This is a genomic window from Pseudoalteromonas sp., assembly GCF_041613455.1.
Classification (GTDB): domain Bacteria; phylum Pseudomonadota; class Gammaproteobacteria; order Enterobacterales; family Alteromonadaceae; genus Pseudoalteromonas.
The window spans coordinates 1-26,006 of the sequence record NZ_JBFJHD010000031.1 but is presented as its reverse complement, the minus strand read 5'-3'; the positions used below and the strand labels follow the sequence as shown (position 1 = coordinate 26,006).

Below are 26,006 nucleotides of genomic sequence, written 5' to 3'. Positions count from 1 at the left end.
TTCGGCACCGGAAATAGAGGCGTTCTTTTTGTATAAAATGCCAATCGCTGCTGCGGTTAATAAATAGCGGGTGGCAATATCACGATCCACTTCTTTAATAAACGTGTGGTAGTACATTAGTACCGCCGGTAAAATACCTGCAGCGCCATTAGTGGGTGCGGTCACAACACGCCCGCCAGCGGCATTCTCTTCGTTAACTGCTAAGGCAAATAAATCCACCCAATCCATAGCACGCAAAGGATCGTTGCTGACCTCTACATTAAGCTTTAAATGCAGGTTAGGGGCACGACGTTTTACTTTTAAGCCACCCGGTAAGATGCCTTCTGTACGCATACCGCGTTCAATACAGGCTTTCATTACTTGCCAAATATTAAACAGCTCATCTTTAATTTCGTTTTCGCTGCGCAGCGTTTTTTCGTTACGCATCATTAAGCTGGAAACACTTAATCCCGACTCTTTACACATGTCGAGTAGTTGTTGTGCACTGTTAAATGGAAATGGAGCCGGGTTTTCTTCACGAATAGTGAGCGCTGCTTGCTTTTCGTTTTCAAACTCTTCGTCGGTAACAATAAAGCCGCCACCAATCGAGTAGTAAATTTTGCTATACAGCTTTTCGCCATTACTGCTGGCAATAATTTCCATGGCGTTGGAATGCTTTGGCAAGGTCTTGCGGCGATGAAACACAATGGCGCCTTGCTTAGGAAATTTTGTTTTGTGGGTTTGGTTTAAATAAATAGCCTGTTCGTTTTCAATGGTGGCTAAAATATCGTCAACCAAGTCGGCGTCAATCGTTTCTGGATCGTGACCCGCCAGTCCTAAAATGACGGCTTTACCCGAACCATGGCCAATACCTGTTTGGCCTAACGAACCATATAGCTCAACTTTAATATCGGTTACTTGTGTTAATAATTGTTTTTCTTGTAATTCATTAACAAATAAACGAGATGCGCGCATTGGGCCAACGGTATGTGACGACGAAGGGCCAATACCTATACTAAACATATCAAATGCACTGATCATAATGTATCTCTACTTATTTTTCTCAGCTCTGGGCTGCTTTTTGAACGGTCGACTATGATAACGCTAAATTGTGACTATGTAACTATTAATAGCCTAGATTTAAACTGGTATGGCGAGTTGTTTTGTAAAGTTTTTTATAATCAGTGCCGTCGCGCCCCAAAGTAGTCCGTGTGGAGTGGCAAATCCCGGTAGGCTGATTATCTTGCCTGAGCGCTGAAAATGCACCGGCTGCCAATTAGCGTCGTTAACTAAATCGGCAAGCGACAGTAAAAAGCTCGCTTGCACCTCATTGTAATCGTTTTCCCAGGTGGTGTGCTTATGCAGTAAGCCCACAAAAGGGCTGATATTAAAGCCTGTAAGGGTGGCGTGTTGCGGTAACTGACCCACCACAGTGACATTGCTGGGGGCTATATTGAGCTCTTCGTTTAATTCACGCAGTGCGGTGGTGCGTAGGGTAATGTCGCTGGCTTCAAATTTACCGCCAGGCAGGCAAATTTCGCCAGGATGATGATGCAAGTAGGTGGGGCGTTTACACAATAAAATATGCGCCTGATCATCTATATCAATCAGCGGCAGCATCACAGCACTGGCGCGTTTTTTAGCGGTATCTAAGCGGTATGCAGGCGCAGTGGTTGGGCTTAATTGAAACCGCGCCATAATGTGTTCACTATTCAAAGGACCTACTGCTGTAATAAAGGAAGTATTTTATTCACTTTATCGTAAGTTTCTTGATATTCCAATGCGACTTTAGAATCAGCAACAATTCCGCCCCCGGCCCAGCAGTGGATTTGCTGCTGATGGCACACTAAAGTACGAATGGTGATACTGGTGTCCATATTGCCACAGGCGCTTAAATAGCCAATGGAGCCGCAATAAATGCTGCGTCTATGAGGCTCTAACTCTTCAATAATTTCCATTGCTCTGACTTTCGGGGCGCCCGTAATAGAGCCTCCAGGAAAGGCGGCAGCAAGCTGATCAACGGCCGTTTTACCGTCGGCTAAGGTGGCGGTAACGGTGCTAACTAAGTGATGCACCGCCGGAAAACTTTCAATGGCAAATAAAGACGGCACGGCCACTGTGCCGGGCTTGGCGACTTTACCTAAGTCGTTGCGCAGTAAATCGACAATCATTACATTTTCGGCGCGATCTTTTGCTGAATTAGCTAAAGTGTGTGCTTGCTGCGCATCTTGCTGCGGATCGGCTTTACGCGGCAGGGTGCCTTTAATCGGTTTAGTTTCAACTTGGTTATCGTTCACTAAAATAAAGCGCTCAGGAGAAATAGACAAAATAGCGCCCTGTGGGTGGTTAATAAAGCTTGAAAAAGGCGCTTTATTCGCTGCGCTAAGTGTTTTATAGGCAGCCCACGGCGCACCTTGATAATGCGCACTAAAACGCTGCGCTAAATTAATTTGATAACAGTCACCACTTTTTAAATAGTTTTCAATCACGGCAAATTTTTGCTCATAATCGCTGCGGCTCATATTTGACTGCCACTCACTGCTAAGCGAAAAACGCGCGTGTGTGGGTGGGGTGGCTAAATACTGTTGATACAGGGCTAAGCGATGGGTGTTGGGCTGGGCCACATAAAACCAGCTTTGTTGCTGTTTATCGTAAATAAGTGCGTCTAAATACAGCCCCACGGCCATTTGTGGCATAGTAATATCGCTGTGTGCTTGGCTTGGCAGTGTTTCAAGGGTGCGTCCTAAGTCATAGCCAAAATAACCCAGCCAGCCGCCATTAAAGGGTAACTCATGAGCGGCTTTGCTGTTATCTAGGGTGGCCAGTGCTGCGTTCATTATATCAAAGCAACTTCTGCTGTCGTGCTGCTGATTTAACATGCTGCGATTATTAATCACTTCCAGCGTACTGTGTGGAGCAATAGCAATGATATCAAAGCGACTGTTTACGTGGTCACTATTACCCGAGTCGAGCAAAATTGCATAAGGTAAATGTGCAAAATGCGCAAAAACATCAATACAGTTTTGTGTTATGGCTAATTTTGTACAATTTTTTTCATTGTTTAGCATTTACTACCCCTATAAGAACTGGCTCGAAACGGGCGGGGAGGGTATCATAAGTCAAATTTTTTTGGCAGCGTTTAGTTGCATCATCCATTAAAAACAGTGCAAACCACCGTCACCGGTTTGATATAGCTTACGCAATACGCGTAACGGTAACTTAAGGAACCACTATGAGTACAATCCGTCAGCAAGACTTTATTGATAGCATTGAAGATGCATTACAATATATTTCTTTTTATCACCCTCTTGATTTTGTTCAAGCGCTGGAAAAAGCCTATAACAAAGAACAAAGTAAAGCGGCTAAAGATGCCATCGCGCAAATACTAATTAACTCGCGTATGTCGGCTGAAGGCAAACGTCCATTGTGTCAAGACACGGGTATTATTACCTGTTTTGTTAAAGTAGGTATGGATGTTCGTTGGGACAAAACCGATTTAACGGTTCAACAAATGGTTGACGAAGGCACTCGTCGTGCTTACTTAAACCCAGATAACCCACTGCGTGCTTCTATTGTGGCAGACCCAGCCGGGACACGTAAAAACACCAAAGATAACACGCCATCGGTGGTGCATATTGATCTAGTCGCGGGCGATAAAGTAGAAGTCATGGTTGCGGCTAAGGGTGGCGGCTCAGAAAACAAAAGTAAAATGGTGATGCTAAACCCTTCTGACGATGTGGCAGAGTGGGTAGAAAAAACCTTACCAACCATGGGTGCAGGTTGGTGTCCGCCAGGCATGCTAGGCATAGGTATTGGTGGTACTGCTGAAAAAGCAGCGGTTATGGCTAAAGAGTCGTTAATGGATCCGGTCGACATTCATGAACTAATGGAACGCGGCGCAGAAACCACTGAAGAAAAGTTACGCTTAGAAATTTTTGAACGCGCGAATAAATTAGGTATTGGTGCGCAAGGTTTAGGCGGATTAACCACAGTAGTCGACATTAAAATTAAAACGGCGCCAACCCATGCCGCTTCAAAGCCTGTGGTGATGATCCCTAACTGTGCAGCCACGCGCCACGTACACTTTACCTTAGACGGTTCAGGCCCTGCTGATTTAAAAGCACCGAAACTTGAAGATTGGCCAGAAGTCACTTTTGAAGTGGGTGAAGGTACACGCCGTGTTAACTTAAACACCTTAACTAAAGCCGATGTGCAAGAATGGAAAATGGGTGAAACCGTATTACTTTCAGGCACTATTTTAACTGGGCGTGATGCAGCGCATAAGCGTTTACAAGACATGATCAATTCAGGCGAAGGCTTACCTGAAGGCGTCGATTTTGATAACAAATTTATTTATTACGTGGGCCCAGTGGATGCGGTTCGCGATGAAGCGGTAGGTCCTGCAGGCCCTACCACGGCAACCCGCATGGATAAATTTACCGACATGATGCTAGAAAAAACCGGCATTGTTGGCATGATAGGTAAAGCTGAGCGTGGTCCGGCAACAGTTGAGTCGATTAAGCAGCATAAATCGGTTTACTTAATGGCCGTTGGTGGTGCCGCGTACTTAGTGTCTAAAGCGATTAAAAAAGCCCGTGTGGTTGCGTTTGAAGACTTAGGTATGGAAGCTATTTACGAGTTTGAAGTAGAAGATATGCCTGTTACCGTCGCCGTTGACAGCGACGGTGCTAACGCACACACGCAAGGCCCAGCAATTTGGCAAGCTAAAATTGCCGAGTTAGACGCTAAGCTAAAGTAACGCCAGTATTAACTTAATAAAAGCGAGCCTAGTGCTCGCTTTTTGCATTTTAGGCTGCAGTTAAATCCCTCAATCAGCTCAGACCAGTTCGCTTGCATTGCTGATTATGCGCACCATGCTATACGCAGAGCGTGTTAGCGCAGTAACGTTTGATGTAAGTTAATCTTTACAGTAAATTAGCGCGTTACGTTCACGTAAGCGTAAACTTTTTGTTGTATGTATATTTTAGATTGTTTTGTTTTATATGTTATAATTTATAGTTTTTACATTCTGTAATTCACTTTTTTTTAGATACTTTATTCATTTGCACCGCCTTGCTCTGGTTTATCTACTCATAGTATAGCGAAGTGTTAATCGAAGTGATAAAGTCACGGCAATTTCTAGTGTGCATGCCTTAGGGTTAACTATTTCGGAGTATTTAAAGTGGCTGTGTTTAATCAAGTTGAATTTGATAACCATGAGCAAGTGGTTTTTTGTTCGGATAAAGAATCGGGTTTAAAAGCAATTATTGCGGTACATAACACAAACCTTGGTCCGGCGGTTGGCGGTTGTAGAATGTGGGATTATGCCAATGACGAAGATGCAGTTTACGATGTATTACGCTTATCAAAAGGCATGACCTATAAAAATGCCGTTGCGCGTTTGCCTTTTGGTGGTGGTAAATCGGTGATTATAGGCAATGCGAAAGAAATAAAATCAGAGCAGTTATTTCGTGCCTTTGGTCGTCAATTAGAGCGTTTAAATGGTAGCTACTATTCAGCAGAAGATGTAAACATTACCTGTGATGATGTGGCGATGATGAACAAAGAAACGAATTATGTACTTGGCCTTGAAGGCAAAAGCGGTAACCCTTCGCCATTTACCGCCTACGGTACGTTTTTAGGCATTAAAGCTGCGCTTAATCATCAACGTGGACACCAAGATTTTTCTGGTATTAAAGTGGCAGTGCAAGGCTTAGGCACAGTAGCCTATAGCTTATGTAAGCATTTAGCTGAGGCCGGTGCAGAGTTGTTTGTTACCGATATTAATCAGGCTGCAGTTGACCGTGTGGTGAAGGATTTTGGCGCAACGGCTGTAGGTATTGATGAAATTTACGACCTAAGTGTCGATGTTTATGCACCCTGTGCGTTAGGGGCAACAATTAACGATGCCACGATACCACGCCTAAAAGCCACCATTATTGCAGGCTGTGCTAATAACCAATTAGCGCAATCACGCCATGGTGAAATTATTCGTGAAAAAGGCATTTTATACGCGCCCGATTACGTGATTAACGCCGGGGGTATCATTAATGTTTATTATGAAACAGCACCCGAGGGTTACAGCGCCGCGGCTTCAAATAAACATGTTGAAGGCATCTTTGATACCTTAACTGAAATTTTTGCCCGCAGTGAAAAAGAACAAAAATCGACGCATTTAATTGCCGATGAGCTTGCACAAGAGATCATTAAAAACGGTCTGTAAGCGATACTGGTACACATGCAATAATAAAGGCGTTGCTATGGCACGCCTTTTTTTTATTTTTAGGTTAGACTCACTGTTTTATTTTATCAGCGTGTCCCTATGCCATCTTCGACCATTGAAATGCAGCCAATCGATTTAGCCAATTGGCCCCGCAAACAACATTTTGAGTTGTTTAAAGATTTTTCTCAGCCTTACTTTAATGTGTGTGTGCAACTTAACGCTAAGGCGCTCTACGCGTATTGTAAAACTCAGCAACGGTCTTTTTTTCAAGCCTATATTTATGCCACGCTCCAAGCGTGTCATGCATACGAGCCAATGCGGCTGCGTATGGTTGATGATAAGCCTTGGTTACTGAAAACGGTACGCGCCAGTGTAGTTGAATTAGCCGCTGATGATACCTTTAGGTTTAGTTACTTTAATAACACCGCCAACTTTACAGAATTTACTCAACACGCCACCTTAGTGAGCGCCAATGCGAAAGCACAGCCGTTGTTTAGTGATGCATTTGCACAAACCGAAGGGCAGCCCGATTTAGTGCATATTTCGGTATTACCCTGGTTAAATTTTACTGCCTTTTCCCATGCGTTTTCAGTGGGCGAAAGCTTAGCGATCCCTAAATTAGTGTTTGGTCAATATAATAAAACCACACACACATTACCGTTAGCGATAGATGTGCATCACGCATTAATGGATGGCCTGCATGTAGCAAGGTTTATCAGTACGTTACAGCATTATATGGATAATTTTTCTTGATGCTAAATAGTATAAGCCTATGTTAACATTTGCGTAATCAATCAGGATGAGATTAATTAGTAGTAATAAAGGTTTGTTTTATATTTAAGCTTTACTACTAATTTATGGCTAATTATAAAAACCAAGGTCGCCATGATGACACGTTTAGGGATTATCGCTTTTTTGTTGGCTATGTTTACCTGCGAGGCTCACCAGCAAAGCCGCATACCATTAAGTGACTACTTTTTTGAAACCTGGAATACCCGCTCGGGGTTGCCTCACAATAGTATTAATAGCCTTGCGCAAACCCACGATGGGTATTTATGGATAGCCACCTGGGAAGGGTTAGCGCGTTTTAATGGCCAAGAATTTAAACTGTTCACACGGGCTGAAATAAATAACCTCCCAGATTCTGGCCTGCGCACCCTCAGCGTCACTCAAGAGGGTGGGTTACTTATTGCAGGAGCGCGAGGAGGCATCAGTTTATACCAATATCAGCAGTGGAACACTCAGCCGAGTGCCGCCACCATGGTTAACCATATTATTCAAAGCCGCAAAGGCGGGCTATGGCTGGCACTGGAAAACGATGGTGTATTTTACCGCGCGCCAAATAGTCATAAAGACACCCCCATTATTAAAAATGTCAGTGCGTATCGGGTACTCGAAGATGGCAGCGGCGTTATTTGGGCGGCTACCAGTGATGGCTTGTATAAAATTACCGAACAACAGGCAACGCTTATTACCACAGCGCAAGGCTTACCCAGCGGTCCTGTTTATAACTTGCTGCTGAGCAGAGAAAATAAACTCATTGTAAGTAGCGAAAATGGCGCCAGTGTTTTAACTGGTAAGCACTTTACAGCCTTGCACCCACAACTGCGTAATGAAGCTATTTCGAGCATGTTAGAAGATAGCCAGGGGGACTTATGGTTTGGCACCATAAACAAAGGTATTTTTAGACTCAGTGATAATACATTAGAGCAGTTAGACGAAAAAGATGGTTTGCCCGCCAACCGTATATTGTCGTTGTTACAAGACAGTGAGCACAGTATATGGGTTGGCACGAATGCCGGGCTATTTAGATTACGAGCGGCACCGTTTTCATCTTGGACAAAAAAGCGCGGCTTAAGCGGCGATTATGTACGCACTGTGATGTCGCATTCAGACGGTAGTTTATGGGTTGGCGGCAGTACCGGGTTAGACCGATTTAACAATGCTGAAATAACAACGATTGCCAATGCAACGACAGGCACCCCTTATTCGGTGTTGAGCTTACTTGAGGGGGACAATGGCGATGTATGGGTGGGTACCTATACGTCTGGGGTATTAAAAGTCAGTAATAATCACATCACGCCGTTTTTAAACCGCGGCTCAGGGTTGGGCAGTAACGAAGTCAGATCGCTACTACTGGATGCCAAACGCCGCCTCTGGATTGGCTCTGCAATGGGCTTAACCCGAGTAGAGCAGGATGGCACCTTAGTGCAATTTACCAATAAAAAAGAGCTGCCCAGTGGTTTTATTTTAGCACTGGCAGAAGATAGCCGCGGTAATGTGTGGATTGGCACCGGCAATGGCGTGGTGGTATTTGATAATGCCACAGAGCAATTTACTGCCGTGACTTTTCCAGCACAATTTGCAGCACAATACGCGTTTGGCTTTTACATTGAACAAGATTACACCTGGATGGCGACCGATCGCGGTTTAGTGCGTTATCAGCACAGTAACGGTGCCATGGCAATGTTGGGACGTGAGCATGGGCTACCCGTCGACAAGCTGTTTCAGGTATTACATGCGGGTAATGCTTTTTGGTTAACCAGTAATCGCGGCATTATTCAAGTTGACCGCACCGATGTGAATAATATTCTCGATGCGAACCAGCCCCAACCACTGTTATATCAGCTTTATGATGAAGGCGACGGTATGCTTAGTGCACAAGCTAATGGCGGCTCAACTCCTTCGGCCACCGTGCACAGTAATGGCACGCTGTGGTTTGCCACCGCTAAAGGGGTAAGTACCGTAAATCCACACCGCTTACACGAAACCAATCAGTTAGCGTTGCCAACCATTATTGAGAACTTTGTGGTTGATGGCAGTCCTACCGCGTTGCCGCTCGACAACGAAACGGTGTTATTACCCCCTGGGGTATCTAGGCTGTCGTTTCAATATGCGGGTTTGAGTTTTATTATGCCGCAGCGGTTACGTTTTCAAACGCAGCTAAAAGGATTTAATCAGGGCTGGGTCGATCGACAGCAAATAAACATGGCTGAATACACTAACTTGCCCGCCGGTGAGTATACATTTATGGTACGTGCTGGTTATCCTAATGGCCAATGGCAACAAAATGAAAAAGTCATTCATTTTGTGATCCAAGCCCATTACTGGCAAAAATTTAGCTTTAAACTGATGGTATTTTTGAGCTTTTTATTGCTCATTTATGCGCTTTATAAATACCGTTTATACCACTATAAAAAAGTAGAGGCGCAATTAATGGAGCGGGTTGAGCAACAAACCCACGCCCTGCAACAACAAGCCAATGCTTTTTCGTATCAGGCCACCCATGATCAACTAACCGGTTTGCCTAATCGTCGCGCTTTTGATAGTTGGCTGGGCGAACACTTTGCCACGTATAAAGCGCAAAATAAGCCGCTTGCCATGGCTATAATGGATATTGATCACTTTAAACGGATCAATGACAGCTGGTCGCATATGGTGGGTGATAAAGTGATTTGTAAAATCGCCGATATTCTTAACATGCACTGTGCAGGTGAGCAAAAAACAGCACGTTGGGGCGGCGAAGAGTTTACCTTAGTGTTTCCTAATCAAACTGCTGCCCAAGCACAGTTGATCTGCGAACAGCTGCGTTTAGCGATTGCTAATAATGACTATAGCAACATAGCAGATAACTTGCAGGATATAACCGCCAGCTTTGGTATAGCAGACTCTATAGACGTAGCAGATCATGATCGCTTGTTAGCACGTGCTGACCAAGCATTATACACAGCAAAAAACACGGGGCGTAATCGTATCGTCGTCATTTAATTGAAAAGTAGCGATAACGCACATATATAAACAGTATCTATTTTGTTAAGGCGCTTTGATGATAAATACCCTGTTGTTAGTGTGCTTGCTTATATTTGTGACTGTATTTTGGCGTTGGCCAACGATTCGGCAGCATTTTTGGCAACGAAAATATAAAACCATGGCGCTCAATTCTCAGCAAAAAGAGATTTTATTGCGCTGTATGCCCATTTATAAAAAAATGACCGATGCCGATAGAGCTAAGCTTGAACGGCATATTGGCTGGTTTTTAAATGAAAAGCGCTTTGTCGGCTGCGATGGCTTAACACTAACGGCCGCGATGAAGCTCATTGTTGCTGCTGATGCCTGCTTGTTAGTCCTGCATAAACCTTGGCCACTGTATAACAATGTCAAAGAAATATTGTTATACCCCAGTGCTTATTATGCGCCGCAGTCACGGCGTGATAGTGCGGGATTAGTGAGTTATCATAATACAGTGCGTTTAGGTGAATCTTGGCCTGGGGGCACTTTAGTGCTCAGTTGGCACGATGTATTAGAAGGTAATCGGCTGCCCAGTGATGGCCATAATTTAGTGGTTCATGAATTTGCCCATCAGCTCGATCAAGAAACCGGCCAAACCACCGGCACCCCGTTACTTAGCAGTGCAGCGCAATATAAAGAGTGGGGGCGGGTGTTTAGCCGTGCATATAATCAGCTAAAAACCCATGTTGCTTACAGTATGCACCATGTGATCCACAGCTATGGTGCGACCAACGAAGCGGAGTTTTTTGCGGTGATCACCGAAACCTTTATTGAAAAACCGGCAGAGCTGCGCCAATACGATCCCGAAATTTACCGCTTGCTGGTGGACTACTATCAATTTGATCCTATCGTTTGGCACTAATTTTATGCACTTCATCTTATAACGCTGGTAACTTGCTAGCGTTTTTGTTGCAATCATGTAATAGAGTGATACACAGCAACAATAATAAGTGAGAAACGCATGAAAACTAGGCTGCAAACGGTACTGGCTTTATCTGTGTCATTGGCATTAGGCCACGCACACGCCGCGCAAAACGATGAACAAAAATGGCAGGTTGATGCACCCAGCGGGCAGTTTGTCGATGCTGCTATTAGTGTAGACCAAGGCACGTGGATGAACATTGATGTGAGCCCCGATGGTAATACACTGGTGTTTGATTTATTAGGCGACATTTACACTATGCCGATGAGTGGCGGTAAAGCGACCCAGCTGACATCTGACATTGCGTGGCAAATGCAGCCGCGCTTTAGCCCCGATGGTAAACATATTGCGTTTACCTCAGATCAAGGCGGCGGCGATAACATTTGGATCATGGATATTAACGGTGAAAACCAAACCGCCGTGACCGATGAAACCTTTCGTTTACTCAATAGCCCCGCATGGAGCCCAGACGGTGATTACCTTGTGGCGCGTAAGCACTTTACTGCAAGTCGTTCATTAGGTGCCGGTGAAGTATGGCTTTACCACAAAGCAGGGGGTAAAGGGGTACAACTAACCAAACGCGAGAACGATCAAAAAGACTTGGGTGAACCGATGTTTTCACCAGATGGCCGTTACGTGTATTTTTCGCATGATGCGACTCCTGGAAAAACTTTCCATTATTCAAAAGACTCAGTAGCGGGCATTTATAAAATTAAACGCTACGACCGCGAAACAGGCGAAATCGAAACCGTGATTAGTGGTATGGGCGGGGCTATCAGACCGACCCCATCGCCGGATGGCAAAAAGCTGGCTTATATTAAACGTGATGACTTTCAAACTAGCCTGTATTTATACGATTTAACCAGTGGTGAGCACACTAAGCTGTACGACAAGCTAGAGCGCGATATGCAAGAAACGTGGGCGATTCATGGCGTATACCCTACTATTGCGTGGACCCCTGATAACGATGCACTGGTTTTTTGGGCTGGTGGTAAAATTCATTCAGTTAATGTTGACGATAAATCGCTAAACACCATTGAGTTTAAAGTAGACACCACGAAAAAAATTCAACCCGCAGTGCGTTTTACGCAAAACCTCGATAGCGACGAGTTTGAGGTTAAAATGCTGCGCAACGTGCAAATTAGCCCAGATGGCGAAACGGCTATTTTTGAAGCGTTAGGGCATATTTACAAACGCGATTTAGCATCGGGAAAAATTAAACGGTTAACCAAGCAAACCGATCATTACGAGCTATTTCCACAGTATTCGCGTGATGGTAAAAAAATTGTATACACCACGTGGGATGACCACAAACAAGGTTCAGTGCGGGTTGTGTCTGCGCGCAGCGGCCGTGGTAATACCATTACTGAGCAGCCAGGTAAATACGTAGAGCCTACATTTAGCCCAGACGGCAAAACCGTGGTTTATCGTAAAGCCAGCGGCGGCAGTATTTTAAACCCAAAATGGTCGCTAAACCCCGGTATTTACAGCGTAAGCAGTAAAGGCGGCAGCAGTGAGTTAATTTCAAAAAGTGGTTATCAACCACAGTTTGGCGCAGCAAACGACCGTGTTTATATTATGAGCCCATGGCCTAAACCGACGCTGAGTGTTGTTGAGCTTGACAGCAAAAAAGTACGCAAATTGTATGAGTCAGAGCACGCCACCGAATTTAGAGTATCGCCAGATGGCCAATACTTAGCGTTTGCAGAACGTTTTAAAGTGTTTGTTACACCGCTGGTAGAAAGTGGCAGCACCATTAATATTGGTCCTAAAGACAGCCAATTTCCTATTGAGCAGTTATCTGTGCGTGCGGGCGAAAATATTAGTTGGAGTGCCAACAGCGATACGCTTTATTGGACGTTGGGCCCAGAGCTATATCATGCAAGCCTTGACGGTATGTTTGCCATTAACAAAGCCGCCGATAAAGACTTTAAAGTAAAAAGCGGCGAAAACATTAGTTTCAGTAAAAAAATGGCCGCGCCGAAGGGGATGATAGCGTTAACCGGGGCTAAAATTATTACTATGGACGGTGAAAAAGTCATTGAAAATGGCGTGTTGATCACCGATGGCAAGCGCATTAAAGCACTGGGCGCTGCGGAGCAGGTTAGTATTCCTAGCGATGCACAGGTAATTGATGTAACAGGCAAAACAATTATGCCTGGGCTTGTCGATGCACACGCACATGGCTCACAAGCCAGTGATGAAATTATTCCGCAGCAAAACTGGAAAAACTTTGCCGGGCTGGCGCTGGGGGTCACCACTATTCACGACCCTTCAAATGATACCACGGAAATATTTACCGCCAGTGAAATGCAAAAAGCCGGCATGATTGTAGGCCCGCGTATATTTTCTACTGGCACTATTTTATATGGCGCCAATATGCCTGGGTATACCTCGCACATTGACTCCTTAGATGACGCTAAGTTTCATTTAGAGCGTCTTAAAAAAGTGGGCGCGTTTAGTGTTAAGTCATACAACCAACCTCGTCGAGAGCAACGCCAGCAAGTGATAGCGGCTGGTCGCGAACTTGAAATGATGGTGGTGCCTGAAGGCGGTTCATTACTGCAGCATAACCTCAGTATGATAGTGGATGGGCATACCGGTATAGAGCATTCCATTCCGGCAGAAAATATTTACGATGATATAAAACAGTTATGGTCACAAAGTGATGTAGGCTATACGCCCACCTTGGTTGTGGCTTATGGTGGCATATGGGGTGAAAACTACTGGTACGATAAAACCGATGTGTGGAATCATCCACGATTAAGCAAATTTGTGCCTAAAAACCAACTATTACCACGCTCAATGCGTCGGGTTAAAGCACCCGATCATCACTATAACCACTTTAATAACGCCCGTGTAGCCGCTGAGCTGCAAGACTTAGGTGTATTGGTTAATTTAGGTGCGCATGGTCAGCGTGAAGGCTTAGCCGCGCATTGGGAAATGTGGATGTTTGCACAAGGCGGTATGACTTCGCTTGAAGCAATTAGAGCCTCAACACTTGATCCGGCTAAATACCTCGGGCTTGATAAAAACGTGGGCTCGCTAGAAGTGGGTAAACTAGCCGATTTAATTGTGATTGACGGCGATCCGCTGGCTAATATTCGCGACTCAGACAAAATTGATTACACCATGATCAATGGTCGCTTATTTGATGCCGCGACGATGAACGAAGTGGGTAAAAAGCCACGTAAAGCTCTTTATTTTGAAAACGATAAATAGCGCGGGGATAGTTTAACTCTCCTTAAAACGTTAAAAGCGGCTAACTTAGTGTTAAGTTAGCCGCTTTTTTAGGCATAAAAAAACCGCTTACGCGGTTTCTTTGTTGCAATCACTGCGTTGTTTAAACAACACCACGCGGTAAGCGACAATCGTGATCTTTACTTGCAAGCTCAACAATCCAAGACTCTTCAGCCGTGTAACCTTCTTCATTGTTAGTAACAACCGTAAACGCTGCTTTGTGAGCTTTTGCAGGGGCTGCTGCTTTCGCTTTTTTAGTTTTAGTTGTTTTGCCTGAGCTTAATTTTTTAGTTAGCTCTGCTACATCAGCAAGACGCATGTTTTTGCCGCCATCAATACTGTACCAGCCAGGCTTTGTAGTGATTTCAGGCTTTTTACCGTTGGCAGTTTCATACGCTGCTTCAAAGGCAGATAGTACTTCTGTTTTGTCTAGTTTGCTCATCAGAGACCCTATACGTTGTTAACACAGATAATGAAGCGCTATTTATACCTATTTTAGAACTGTTTTTCAATTTTTTGCGATTTTCCTTCCATTTTAGCCTATAAAACGCCAAAATTTGCACAAAATTCAGTGCAAAGTAAGGTGACTTGAATGCAACGTAGAGAATTTAACCAGCTGTTAAATACCATTTTAAAACCCGATACAATTAATGATTTTTGCCCAAATGGCCTGCAGGTTGAAGGTAAAAATGAAATTAACACCATAGTGACAGGGGTTACCGCAAGCCAAGCCTTGGTTGATGCCGCGATTGAAAAAAACGCTGATGCAATTTTAGTGCACCATGGCTATTTTTGGAAAGGTGAGTCGCAACCGATCACCGGCATGAAAAAGCGTCGCATTGCTGCACTATTAGCCAATGATATTAACTTATTTGCTTATCATTTACCGCTTGATATTCACCCTGAATTGGGTAATAACGCGCAACTTGCACAGTTACTCGATATTGAAATTGAAGCAGGATTAGAGCCAGTTGCGAACAGCGTGGCAATGAAAGGGCGCTTAAAAACCCCAGTTACAGGCGAGCAGTTTGCGGCTAAAATTAACACGGTGTTAAATCGTCAACCGTTAACGAGCCTAGTGCGCAACGAAAAAATTACGACAATCGCGTTGTGTACCGGTGGTGGCCAAGGTTACATTGATTTAGCGGCCGAGCAGGGCATCGATGCCTATTTAACCGGTGAAGCGTCGGAGCAAACTATTCATAGCTCGCGTGAGCAGAATATCGACTTTTTTGCCGCAGGGCACCATGCCACCGAGCGTTACGGCATTAAAGCACTGGGTGAGCTACTGGCCGAGCAACACGGCTTTGATGTGACCTTCATAGACATAGATAACCCAGTTTAACGAGCGGGGTTACAGGAAATGTAACTTCATCATAGAGTCGTTAGCTGCTAGCACCTGATTGTATTAACGCGACACTGCAACACAGCGTGTCGCATTAATACAATGTGTACGCCATTTTCATCAAGGCGTTGCGAGCTCGCCAATGCCAAGAGCAGGTAACTGAAGTTAATCAGTTAAATTGATAACTTGATGAAACAACCTATTGGGATAGAATCAAAAGTTAGCATGCCCCTTCATTGAGAAACGAGGAGATAGAGGGTGATTTCATACCCATTAGCAACCAACCTTGATGCATCGGCAGCCATTACTTATCAAAACATGCGACCCTATTATAAGCATTACGCTGTTAATTGGCAGCAGGCTAAAATACGAGTGCAAATTGCCGAGTTGGAAAACTGGGATATTTTATACGGGTCTGCGGTGGTAGGTGCTGCCGCGCTTGCTGAGTGTGAACGCTTAGCGGCAAATGCGGGGGTGAAGCAGCTTAGGCTCAGAGTGTTTAAAATAAGCCCTGCGTATCACTTATATATAAGAAACGATTTTGCGGTTGATAAACAGCACGACAACTTTTTCTATATGTCGAAAAATATTCATTAACACCACATTTAAGCAAACTAATTACAGCGGACTATGTGTCAGCCACTGCTGCACCGCCAAGTAGTGAGTCTGGTGCGGGGGATGACGGTTGCCAGCCATAACAGTGTATTTGCCATACGCCCATCTGGCTTCATGCTACGGCTAGATATTTACCTATACAGTGATACCTGCTTACTTACGTCGCTTGAATTTGCTACTGTGTATTAGCTGCTTTACTCACACATGAATCAGGCTTTTTCAAGCCACTTAACGTTAACAGTTGATAAAAAATAAATTATGACTAGCGAAACTATTTACCAAAAACCCGCAACCACGTTTCCGTGGTTAATGATGATTTTGATGTCATCGGTGACCTTTGTTGGCATATTGTCGGAGCTCATGCCCTCCGGTGTGCTGCCGCTAATGATGGCGGATCTGAATATTAATGAAATTCAAACCGGTAATTTAGTGGGCTATTACGCTATTGCTTCAGCGATTTTTGCCATTCCGCTCATCGCAATCACAATGCAATACAATCGTAAGCACTTGTTGCTGCTTTTACTGATGGGCTTTGCCATTTCAAACATTGTTGTAGGGCTGGTTCACGATTATAAGCTGATTATATTTTTGCGGATTGTTGGCGGCATTTGTGCGGGAGTAATGTGGCCAATGATTGCAGCTTTTGGTATGCGGCTGGTGGATAAAAAACATCATGGTAAGGCGATTGCGGTGATAATGGCGGGCACGACACTAGGCATAAGCATTGGCATGCCGATAGTGACGTCGATTGGCAATGACTATGGCTGGCGCGCTGAGTTTATTGGTTTTGGCGTGGTCATTATGGCTATTGCCGTGATTAGCTTTTTTGCTTTACCGACAGCACCCGGCGAAAAGCTGAGCAAAAGTTCCTCGCCTTTTGCAGTACTTAAGAATGCTTCGGTGCTGGTTATTTTATTGCTTACTTTACTCGGTGTTACCGCACATTATGGCGCTTATGTGTACATCACCAGCTTAGTGGCAGCAATTGGTTTAGCGGGCGGTATAGAAAGCGCGTTATTGTTTTTTGGTATAGGGTCGCTGCTGTCTGTGTTATTGGCTATAAAGCTTATCGACCAATATTTGCGGCTATTAACAATTACCATGTTTGCTTTACTTATCATTGCGATGCTCACCTTACTTATGCTTGGCAGCTCAACCGCAGCGGGGTATTTTGCTTTTTTTATCTGGGGACTTTCGTTTGGCCCATTAGTGACCTTAATGCAAGCGGCGGTGAGCAGGCAGGTTGAAAATGCCAAAGATGTTGCCACTTCTGTGCAGTCTTCGGTATTTAACCTCTCGGTTATGCTTGCATCTGCTACCGCGGGGCTGCTGCTGGGCAGTTATTCTGCAATGAGTTTAGTGTACTTTGCCGTTGCGTTATCTATTCCGGGTATCGTCATTGCATTTTTTGCGAAACAAACATTAAGCACTGCGAATTAAAAGTTACGGGCTGTTGTAAAAATAAAACCTATACTGTTGCATTGACTAATAGCAAATTGTCATAGCTAATATCACGTCGCTTAATGGCGCAGGATAACGGTTAGCGTGATGGTGTGCAGTGATTAATAATGTGCTTGTTAACACACGACTACAACCCACCTAGGTGAAACGTATGACTAACCAAGTAATTGATGAAGAGATTTGTATATCAGCCTCGCTCAACACGGTGTGGGATGCTTTGACTAACCCAGATGTTACCGAAAAGTACTGGGCAGGCATGCGAATAGAGTCTGAATGGACAAAGGGAGCGGCCATTTATTATCGTCTTAACGGTGAAGTGATGGATCAACATGAGCTACGCGAAATTATCCCGCAGCGTTTAATAGAGCACACTTTTAAACCCATGTTTGGCGAATTTAAACACGAGCCTGCCTCGCTGGTGAGCATACTGCTTAAAGCCGAAGGCCATGCTACGCGTATTACAGTACTGCATCGCAATTTTTCGCCTGAGAGTAAGGTATACCAAGCCTGTAGCAAGGGCTGGCCCGAAATTTTAAAGTCTTTAAAAACCTTACTGGACAGTAACGGCAGTGACTAAAGTTGAGTTATAACAGCTTAAACCGTGCGTTAACGCTGTGAATACGCGTAGGTAAAGTAACGAAAATGGGTCTATGCTAAAAGGTAAAGTGACAGAAGCAGAGCGTATATGAACGCAACCAGCAAAAACTTCGTGCAGCGAAATACTGTATTTGCCTGGCTAGTACTGGCGACGTGTGTTTTGCTACTCATTCCTTTAGTTGCAATGCAATTTACCGCTGAAGTGCATTGGGGTCCTCTGGATTTTGCCATTATGGGCTTGCTTATCTTCGTTACGGGGTGCTTATTTGTGCTGCTGGCGAGGAAGTTAGCTGGTAAATATTGGCTTGTTAGCGCAGTGCTATTAGTGGTGTGCTTTCTTTATGTGTGGGCAGAGTTGGCCGTTGGTATATTCAACAGTATGGCAAGCTAGTGTTCGAGCCACTAACTCTAGGGTTTACAAAAGCGTTTGCTCGGTTGACTTAATAGGTTGTGCTAATTAAAAAACGGCGTTCAGTAGCCACCATCAGTAGCCGCTATATATGGGGTGCATTTATGATTGCAATGAGTGAGCTGACTACCTTTTTTGGTTGGTGCACTGTCATTAATTTGGGTGTTTATATGTTTTCAGCACTGTTTATTATCGTATTTAAAGGTTTTACAGTTGCTGTGCATAGTAAAGTTTTAGCTGTAAAGGCGGCTGAGTTACCTATGCTGTACTTACAGTTTTTAGCTTATTATAAAATAGCTATTTTGCTGTTTAATTTAACGCCATACCTTGCCTTAAAATTAATGGCGTAAAGCTTTCAGTTGGGGTGCTAGCAGACAGTTAGCAAGCGTTTTGTGAGCAGTACCAGCCGTTTAAATTTGGCTCACAACCGTCGCGCTTTTTAGCGCGACGGTTGCTCACTTTGATACTGTGTCCAGCACGAGGAGAAAACTAATGGATGATGAACAAGCAATACGCGAGTTATTTAATAACTGGCTCAAAGCTACACGGGAAGGTAATTTGGCGCTAGCACGTCAATGTATTGCCGATGACGCGGTGTTTTTTGTTCCCGGGGTTGGCGAAATGGACAAAGAAGCCTTTGCTCAAGGTGCGGCAGGGAGCTCGCCTGAAGATTCACCAATTAACTTTGATCTCGATAGTAAGCTCAGAGAGCTAAAAGTACATGGTGAGCAAGCCTACCTGTGGGTTGAGTCAACGTTATTATGTGCGCCTAAAAATGGCGATGCAACCACAAAGCTGGCGGGGCATTCACTTTCCATTTTAGAAAAACGGGCAGGTCGCTGGCAAATATTTCGCGATGCGAATACGTTAACCGTGGTTGCAGATTAAATAATGTCGGCTTGATTTTTATTTAAAATAGTTAAGCCTGAGTTATATAGCGCTGTATCACTAGGCTGCGCGATATAAATGCCGGCTAACATTGTCAGTTAGGCAAAATAGTACTCTGATGTTAACTATTTTTAAGCTGCAGTGCTTATTTACGATGATTTTAGCTATTTTATCAATGCGTTAAAGTGCTTCGGCGTCCATGGCACGGCGTAATTTAATCCACATTTTACCCATCAGTTCATGGCTGTACTGTGTTACCACGCGTAATGCGTCGGCATTAGGAGTAAGTTGTCGGTGTAAGGGAAGCGCAGCAAAATTATGGTAGTCGGTTGCTGCCGGTATTACCTCTACTCCCTGTGCATTAAATAAATCTTTAGCGCGAGGCATATGCAATACCGAGGTGACTAAAGCGACCTTGTAATCAACCAATTGCGCCGCTAGTAGTTTTGCTTCTGCAGCGGTATCCATGGCGCTGGGGTTTTGCACTAGTCGGTGTTTGCTAATCCCTAAATTAATAGCAGTTTGATACATTAAGCTACTGTTGGTGATCTTATAAAAACCACCACCCGAGACAATTAACTGCGCATTGGGGTAGTGTTTTGCCAGTTTTATTCCTTCTATCAAACGAGTGAGTGCACAATTACCTAATTGATTGTTCGCACTTAAAGCGGGGTTGGGGTTTACATCGCAACCAAGTACCACAATTTTGTCGATTTTAGGGTGTTTTAAGGCATTAAATGCCAGTGCAGTGGGTTGGTTAGGTTTTATAATTAAGTTAGCCACTAGTGGGGTGCTGAGCAAAAGTAACGTAATACAAGATAACAGCGCCATAAATAGCGCTGATTTTCGACCTTTAAATGCCAGTAGTAGCATAATGATGGCAAATAAACCAAGTAAAGGCAGTGGCATTAATAAACCACCTAGTATTTTTTTAACGGTAAACATAATGAGTCATATAAAAGCTAAGCAGATCTTTATATTAGTCATAAGTTTGTTATTTATCGACCGTTATTTAATTTACAGGTATTTAAAAAGTGACGATAGACGGGATTGTCTTTCATTTCTTTTTTCATTGCTAAATACATAGGGCGGGTTAAGCCCAGCGCGCCTAACGGTATCGATTTAATTAATCCTTGGCTTTCATACGGTGTGACTAACCAATCGGGTAATGCAGCAACCCCCATACCGGCACTCACCAACTGAAAAATAAGCAGCCCTTGATCAACGGTTTTGAGCGTGCCATCAAAACGTGCATTTTGAATAAAGTGCTTAAAAATATCTTGGCGTTCGCGTGGAATTGGGTAAGAAATAATGGTTTCGTTTTTCAGATCGAGCGCCGTAACGTATGCTTTTTTAGCAAGTTCGTGATCGGGGGCAACAATGAGCTTTAATTTAAAATCAAATAAGTGGGCGTATTCTAGTCTATCGGGGTCGCGTATATCGGAGGTCAGTACTAAATCTAATTCATCGTTGAGTAAATCAGGAATGGCGTCGTAACTAAAGCCCCGTTCGTAATCAATTTTAATATCGGGCCAAAAGTTATTAAATTCTTTAATCGTAGGCAGTAACCAGTGAAAACAGGCATGACACTCAACACTTAAACGCATTTGTGAAATAGGTTGGTTTAAGCTTTCTTTTAAGCGGCACTTGGTGGCTTCTACTTTAGGTAATATTTCGTGGGCTAACTCAAGTAATAACATGCCTTGTGGCGTAAAACGTACTGGTTGAGTTTTTCGCTCGAATAATTGACAGTCTAGTTTGTTCTCTAAATCTTTGATTTGATGTGATAAAGCAGATTGCGTTAAAAAAAGCTCGCGTGCAGTGTTAACCAAAGACCCCGTCTCTTTTAAGGTTGCAATGGTTTTAAGGTGTTTAATACCTATCATCTTTAAAAATTCTCATGGAAAAGGTGAGTTAAACTCTGAGTGACCTTATATTACGCTTTTACAAACATCGTTTCAACGTCTGGATGGCTAGATTTTTGTGTGTTTGGCTGTGTTGGTGGCTAAATACTAAGGTGTTTATTTAAATGGCACTGTGAAACTGCGGTTTTACTAATTTAATATGAGGTTTTCTCATGTTTGATGTGAGAAAATATCAACTAAATAATTAGCGTGCAGTGTATTTCAGCCTCTGCAACTGGCACATTTAAAGCAGTAAGGTACGCTATTCACAATACAAGTCACTGTGTATAGCAATGCGTTTTAACATTAGGCTACTGCCCGTTGTAGCATCACAAATCACAGCATGAGCACACATCAGCCCATTACTAAAGTATAAAAGGCCGTTGAAAAGCTAAGCTTATTTGCTGTGGCTGCTTTAACATTGAAGGGCAACAAACCAGCAGCTAACGTGATGGCTTTTTATAGGGGGGGTCTATGAGTAAAATAGCATCTTTGGCGGGCACAGGTTTAGATTTCAAGAAACCTTGGCCATAATTGCATTGTGTGGTTTGTAAAATGGCGAGTTGCTCTGGTGTTTCAATGCCTTCCGCAACAACCCTTAAATTTAAAGACAGTGCCAATGACAAAATAGCATCTACCAAAGGGTTGGTTGCGGTTTTTAAATGATCGATAAAGCTTTTATCTATTTTTAAAATATGTATTGGTAATTGGTGCAAGTAACCTAAAGCAGAGTAGCCGGTGCCAAAGTCATCAAGGCATAACTTTACTTTTAATGGTGACAATCCTTCGATTATTTGTGTTGCGAGCTCTAAGTTTTCTATTAAGCCCGATTCAGTAATTTCTAAACACAATGAGCCTAAAGGTAACTGATATTTATTATAGATAGCATGAATTTGGGCAACAAAATCTAAGCTGGCAAAATGCCGTGACGACACATTAACAGTGACCTTTAAAAAACGGCGGCCCTGTTGATGCCATTGACTAATTTGCTGTGCCGCTAAGTCGAGCAAATATAAATCTAAATTTATAATTTGCCCGGTTTTTTCGGCAATTGGAATAAAGTCACCGGGTGATACAAAGCCTTTAACTGGATGGTGCCAGCGGACCAAGGCTTCAAAGCCAATAACTTCGCCACTCGCTATGGTAAAAATAGGTTGGTAATAAAGTTCAAATTCATTGTGCTCAATAGCGTGTTGTAAATCGTTTTCTATATCGGCGTGGTTTTTAAGTTTTTTACGCATAATATTGTTAAAAAACCGCACTTGCCCACGCCCAGAGGACTTAGCTTCGTACATAGCCGCATCGGCTTGTTGTAATAACCGATACGCTTTGTCATCTGCACTTTCGCTATAGGCAACACCAATGCTGGTGGACGCTTGTAGTAAGTGGCCATCAATATTTATCGGATTTTCAAGGGCTACTTGGATCCGCTTCAGGGCTTCGTTTACTTGATTTCGGTGGGTTATATTTTCCATAAAAATAGCAAACTCATCACCGCCTAAGCGCGAAAACGTGTCTGTGCTGCGAATGGTGTGTTTGATCAGTTGGCATATTTTAATTAAAAAATGGTCGCCTACCTCATGGCCCAATGCATCGTTAATGCTTTTAAAGCGGTCAAAGTCTAAATATAACAGCGCATGAGAAGTGCCTTTTTTGGCTCTTGATAAGCGTAAAATGGCATGTTTTATGCGTTCAATGAGCAGCGAGCGATTGGCAAGGCCGGTTAACTCGTCGTGCAGTGCGCGGTGCTCAAGCTCTTGGCGCGCTAATTGTCTATCGATAGCCATACTGATCTGCCGACTCACATAGGTAAGCAGGGCATTGTCGTGTTCATTATAGTGCAGTTGCTGATCATAGCTTTGTACAACAATAACACCACTATGGCGCTCATTTACTTTAAACGGCACACCTAGCCAAGACTCAGCTTGTCTGCCGACCATGTTAAAGTGGCTTTTTTCTACATGCTGTATAAAGTCATCTTTAGACAACAACAGCGATTGCTCTGTGACTAACAGGTAATATGAAGCGGTATCTTTTAATTGCTGTTTCGATATTTTTTGATGGGCATGGGTTTTCATACCTTCTTCAACAATATAAACCAAGTCTAAAATATCGACTTGTTTATCGTACAGGGCAATAAAAAAGTTATCAGCAGGCAATAAGCTGTTTATGATTAAATGCAGTGCTTCAAAAAAGGTGTCTAAGTCATTTGCTTTATAGGTTAAATTGGCAATTTGTAGCAGGCTATTTTCTAGCTTTTGTGCTTCATTTAATTGCGTCACAGTTTTTTGCAAATTATCAACGGTGTTGACTTGGTTGATCTTGGCACTTAATAAGTGGGCAACTGTGGTAAGAATTTCTAAATGAGAGTCGGTAAAGTAATTTTTTGTTGGGTGCTCACAATCTATAACTCCCAAAACACGGTCTTTATAAATAAGCGGCACACATAGCTCAGACTGGGCAGGGCGTTCGTCGGCAATATAACGGCTATCTTGTGATACATCACCTAACATCACCGCTTGACCAGTGCTGGCAACAAAGCCCGTAATGCCTTCACTAAAATGAATCACTTGGCGTTTGGTTTGGTAAGTACTGCGCTCACTCTCAACACCCATAGAGGCGGCTTGAATAAGGGTAGAGGTGGCGTTGTTCACCAAAAAAATGACGCAATCAACAAAGCCCAATCTATTAATAACTTGGGTGGTTACATAGGTAAAAAGCTCATCAAGGGTATCTAATTGCAATAGACTCGATGAAAACTGATTGATAATGCTAAGTTGCTCTGTTTTCGTTTCGAGCGTTTGCTTTGTATCGACATTAACCATAGCTATGAATGGTGTCTTATTTTAAGTGTACACGGCGTCCATTTTAACATGCTATTAACTTTGCTACAAAGTAAAACGAGCAAAGTGGTACTGATGTTTAACTTAAAGTGTAAATTAAAGTAAATGGATTATTTTAAATAAGCACTTTACTCGAAAACGTCCTATGCCTATGATCGGATAAATTCAGCTTTGGGACCAACTAATGACCGTGCAAAACTCACACTCTGTAACCACTCTCACCATAACTCGTCCAGACGATTGGCATGTACACCTACGCGATGGCGATCAATTAAAAGATACCGTGCGTGATATTAGCCGTTATATGGGCCGCGCTATTATTATGCCTAACTTAGTCCCCCCCGCGACTTGTACTGATACCGCGCTGGCATACAGAGAGCGTATTATGGCGGCAGGACCACAAGGAAACTTTGAACCCTTAATGGTGCTTTACCTTACTGATAACACCACCCCAGAAGAAATTAAAAAAGCCAAAGCAACCGGTAAAATAGTCGCGGCTAAGTTATACCCTGCTGGCGCAACGACAAACTCTGCTTCGGGGGTTACTTCAGTTAAAAATATTTACCCGGTGTTACAAGCAATGCAAGAAGTTGGCATGTTGCTGTTGATCCACGGTGAGGTGACTGATTCAGCGATAGATATTTTTGACCGTGAAAAAGTATTTATTGAAACCATTCTTGCTGATGTTGTTAATGACTTTCCAACACTTAAAATAGTACTTGAGCATATTACCACTAAAGATGCTGTTGAGTTTGTTATGAGTGCGCCAGACAATGTAGCGGCTACCATTACGGCACACCATTTATTGTATAATCGAAATCATATGTTAGCAGGGGGCATACGCCCACATTATTACTGTTTACCAATCCTTAAACGCAATATTCATCAGCAAGCGTTAATGGCCGCGGCAACCAGCGGTAACAAAAAGTTTTTCTTAGGGACAGACTCGGCGCCTCATTACAAAGATAAAAAAGAAGCTGCTTGCGGCTGTGCAGGAGCCTATACCGCCCATGCTGCCATTGAGTTGTATGCTGAAGCATTTGAAGAAGCGGGTGCTTTAGATAAATTAGAAGGGTTTGCTAGCTTTTACGGCGCTGATTTTTATGAGCTGCCGCGTAACAAAGACACAATTACTTTGCAAAAAAGCCCTTGGCAAGTACCAGCAAGCTATACCTTAGGTGATTCCGTTGTGGTGCCAATTAAAGCAGAAGACACCATTGACTGGCAGGTTAAATAACGAACCGTGCTGAGGTAAACAATATAAAAAGCCGTTTAGTTAAACTAAACGGCTTTTTATTTACTAACTGTAAAAGTGTGAAAGAGTTAACCATATAGCAGCGACAAGCTAATTCACAAAGCGGTTATTAACTTTATGAGTGGCTATAAACGGGCATGTAGTGTGTTTAATGAAATCTAAATACGCATTGTTTTTTGCTTTTAAATTAACCATTTAAACAATAAACCTAAGTATTAATATGGCTAAATAAATTAATTTTTAATTATTAGAGCGAAAAGGATTTTATTGTGTTAATCTTAACTTGCTTTGAGTTTTTGCGTTTGAATTTTCGGATGTTGTGCTGCGTTTAAGGTTACCGGTTTGGTTATTACTTCTTCCTGTACTATACCTCCATATTTATAGCATTGATTCAAGGAGGATATTGCCATAATAATATGGCTGAATTTTAATTATTGACTTACAGGAAAATTTAGTATGTCGGTTACTGGTAAAGTAAAGTTTTTCAACGAAGCTAAAGGCTTTGGTTTCATTGAACAAGAAAATGGTCCTGACGT

23 protein-coding genes are annotated in these 26,006 nt (G+C 43.2%); 16 read left to right on the top strand and 7 right to left on the bottom strand.

The features are described from left to right. The 3 genes from ABYB02_RS05370 to pabB all read right to left on the bottom strand — a co-directional run. The coding region (locus ABYB02_RS05370; RefSeq protein WP_372761429.1) for an L-serine ammonia-lyase at nucleotides 1–1,020 on the bottom strand (1,020 nt) is incomplete at its 3' end. Nucleotides 1,021–1,119: 99 nt separating this feature from the next. Further along, nucleotides 1,120–1,677, bottom strand: a complete 558-nt coding sequence (locus tag ABYB02_RS05365; RefSeq protein WP_372761428.1) for a CoA pyrophosphatase — start codon at nucleotides 1,675–1,677, stop codon at nucleotides 1,120–1,122. Between the two features lie 23 nt (nucleotides 1,678–1,700). Continuing rightward, complete coding sequence (gene pabB / locus ABYB02_RS05360) at nucleotides 1,701–3,047, bottom strand: aminodeoxychorismate synthase component I (RefSeq protein WP_372761427.1); 1,347 nt, start codon at nucleotides 3,045–3,047, stop codon at nucleotides 1,701–1,703. 164 nt (nucleotides 3,048–3,211) lie between these two features. Here pabB and ABYB02_RS05355 point away from each other — a divergent pair, with 164 nt between their 5' ends. The 6 genes from ABYB02_RS05355 (at nucleotide 3,212) to ABYB02_RS05330 (ending at nucleotide 14,135) form a co-directional block, all read left to right on the top strand. Continuing rightward, nucleotides 3,212–4,738 carry a fumarate hydratase gene (locus ABYB02_RS05355; RefSeq protein WP_372761426.1) on the top strand — a complete coding sequence of 509 codons (1,527 nt, stop codon included), beginning with the start codon at nucleotides 3,212–3,214 and terminating at the stop codon, nucleotides 4,736–4,738. Between the two features lie 423 nt (nucleotides 4,739–5,161). Continuing rightward, nucleotides 5,162–6,202, top strand: coding sequence for a Leu/Phe/Val dehydrogenase (locus ABYB02_RS05350; RefSeq protein WP_372761425.1), 1,041 nt, complete (start codon nucleotides 5,162–5,164; stop codon nucleotides 6,200–6,202). A gap of 120 nt (nucleotides 6,203–6,322) precedes the next feature. After that, on the top strand, nucleotides 6,323–6,955 hold the full coding sequence (locus tag ABYB02_RS05345; RefSeq protein ID WP_372761431.1) for a chloramphenicol acetyltransferase: 633 nt from the start codon (nucleotides 6,323–6,325) through the stop codon (nucleotides 6,953–6,955). Nucleotides 6,956–7,087: 132 nt separating this feature from the next. After that, nucleotides 7,088–9,970 carry a two-component regulator propeller domain-containing protein gene (locus ABYB02_RS05340; protein WP_372761424.1) on the top strand — a complete coding sequence of 961 codons (2,883 nt, stop codon included), beginning with the start codon at nucleotides 7,088–7,090 and terminating at the stop codon, nucleotides 9,968–9,970. A gap of 58 nt (nucleotides 9,971–10,028) precedes the next feature. Further along, the gene (locus tag ABYB02_RS05335) at nucleotides 10,029–10,853 is read left to right on the top strand and encodes a M90 family metallopeptidase (RefSeq protein WP_372761423.1); all 825 of its coding nucleotides are present in this window, start codon (nucleotides 10,029–10,031) and stop codon (nucleotides 10,851–10,853) included. A 99-nt stretch (nucleotides 10,854–10,952) separates the two neighbouring features. Next, nucleotides 10,953–14,135, top strand: coding sequence for an amidohydrolase family protein (locus ABYB02_RS05330; RefSeq protein WP_372761422.1), 3,183 nt, complete (start codon nucleotides 10,953–10,955; stop codon nucleotides 14,133–14,135). A 121-nt stretch (nucleotides 14,136–14,256) separates the two neighbouring features. Here the strand turns inward: ABYB02_RS05330 and ABYB02_RS05325 are convergent, their stop codons facing one another. Beyond that, on the bottom strand, nucleotides 14,257–14,595 hold the full coding sequence (locus ABYB02_RS05325) for a hypothetical protein (protein WP_372761421.1): 339 nt from the start codon (nucleotides 14,593–14,595) through the stop codon (nucleotides 14,257–14,259). 150 nt (nucleotides 14,596–14,745) lie between these two features. On the opposite strand from ABYB02_RS05325, the gene ABYB02_RS05320 reads away from it, so the two are divergent. The 8 genes from ABYB02_RS05320 (at nucleotide 14,746) to ABYB02_RS05285 (ending at nucleotide 19,468) form a co-directional block, all read left to right on the top strand. After that, nucleotides 14,746–15,498 (top strand): Nif3-like dinuclear metal center hexameric protein, encoded by a 753-nt coding sequence (locus tag ABYB02_RS05320; RefSeq protein WP_372761420.1) that lies wholly within the window; start codon nucleotides 14,746–14,748, stop codon nucleotides 15,496–15,498. Nucleotides 15,499–15,756: 258 nt separating this feature from the next. Then, nucleotides 15,757–16,095, top strand: a complete 339-nt coding sequence (locus tag ABYB02_RS05315) for a GNAT family N-acetyltransferase (protein WP_372761419.1) — start codon at nucleotides 15,757–15,759, stop codon at nucleotides 16,093–16,095. Nucleotides 16,096–16,128: 33 nt separating this feature from the next. Then, nucleotides 16,129–16,302 (top strand): hypothetical protein, encoded by a 174-nt coding sequence (locus ABYB02_RS05310; RefSeq protein ID WP_372761418.1) that lies wholly within the window; start codon nucleotides 16,129–16,131, stop codon nucleotides 16,300–16,302. A 69-nt stretch (nucleotides 16,303–16,371) separates the two neighbouring features. Beyond that, on the top strand, nucleotides 16,372–17,553 hold the full coding sequence (locus ABYB02_RS05305; protein ID WP_372761417.1) for an MFS transporter: 1,182 nt from the start codon (nucleotides 16,372–16,374) through the stop codon (nucleotides 17,551–17,553). 172 nt (nucleotides 17,554–17,725) lie between these two features. Then, the gene (locus ABYB02_RS05300; RefSeq protein WP_372761416.1) at nucleotides 17,726–18,151 is read left to right on the top strand and encodes an SRPBCC domain-containing protein; all 426 of its coding nucleotides are present in this window, start codon (nucleotides 17,726–17,728) and stop codon (nucleotides 18,149–18,151) included. A 108-nt stretch (nucleotides 18,152–18,259) separates the two neighbouring features. Continuing rightward, nucleotides 18,260–18,562 (top strand): hypothetical protein, encoded by a 303-nt coding sequence (locus ABYB02_RS05295; protein ID WP_372761415.1) that lies wholly within the window; start codon nucleotides 18,260–18,262, stop codon nucleotides 18,560–18,562. A gap of 122 nt (nucleotides 18,563–18,684) precedes the next feature. After that, the gene (locus ABYB02_RS05290) at nucleotides 18,685–18,930 is read left to right on the top strand and encodes a DUF6868 family protein (protein ID WP_372761414.1); all 246 of its coding nucleotides are present in this window, start codon (nucleotides 18,685–18,687) and stop codon (nucleotides 18,928–18,930) included. Nucleotides 18,931–19,072: 142 nt separating this feature from the next. Next, on the top strand, nucleotides 19,073–19,468 hold the full coding sequence (locus tag ABYB02_RS05285) for a nuclear transport factor 2 family protein (RefSeq protein ID WP_372761413.1): 396 nt from the start codon (nucleotides 19,073–19,075) through the stop codon (nucleotides 19,466–19,468). A gap of 180 nt (nucleotides 19,469–19,648) precedes the next feature. Here the strand turns inward: ABYB02_RS05285 and ABYB02_RS05280 are convergent, their stop codons facing one another. The 3 genes from ABYB02_RS05280 to ABYB02_RS05270 form a co-directional block, all read right to left on the bottom strand. Then, a complete protein-coding gene (locus tag ABYB02_RS05280) occupies nucleotides 19,649–20,413 on the bottom strand; it encodes a YdcF family protein (RefSeq protein ID WP_372761412.1) in 765 nt (254 codons plus the stop codon). Nucleotides 20,414–20,466: 53 nt separating this feature from the next. Further along, nucleotides 20,467–21,354, bottom strand: a complete 888-nt coding sequence (locus tag ABYB02_RS05275; RefSeq protein ID WP_372761411.1) for a LysR family transcriptional regulator — start codon at nucleotides 21,352–21,354, stop codon at nucleotides 20,467–20,469. Between the two features lie 461 nt (nucleotides 21,355–21,815). Next, nucleotides 21,816–24,197, bottom strand: coding sequence for an EAL domain-containing protein (locus tag ABYB02_RS05270; protein ID WP_372761410.1), 2,382 nt, complete (start codon nucleotides 24,195–24,197; stop codon nucleotides 21,816–21,818). Between the two features lie 202 nt (nucleotides 24,198–24,399). Here ABYB02_RS05270 and pyrC point away from each other — a divergent pair, with 202 nt between their 5' ends. After that, the gene (gene pyrC / locus ABYB02_RS05265) at nucleotides 24,400–25,452 is read left to right on the top strand and encodes a dihydroorotase (RefSeq protein WP_372761409.1); all 1,053 of its coding nucleotides are present in this window, start codon (nucleotides 24,400–24,402) and stop codon (nucleotides 25,450–25,452) included. A 474-nt stretch (nucleotides 25,453–25,926) separates the two neighbouring features. Continuing rightward, the coding region (locus ABYB02_RS05260) for a cold-shock protein (protein WP_372761430.1) at nucleotides 25,927–26,006 on the top strand (80 nt) is incomplete at its 3' end.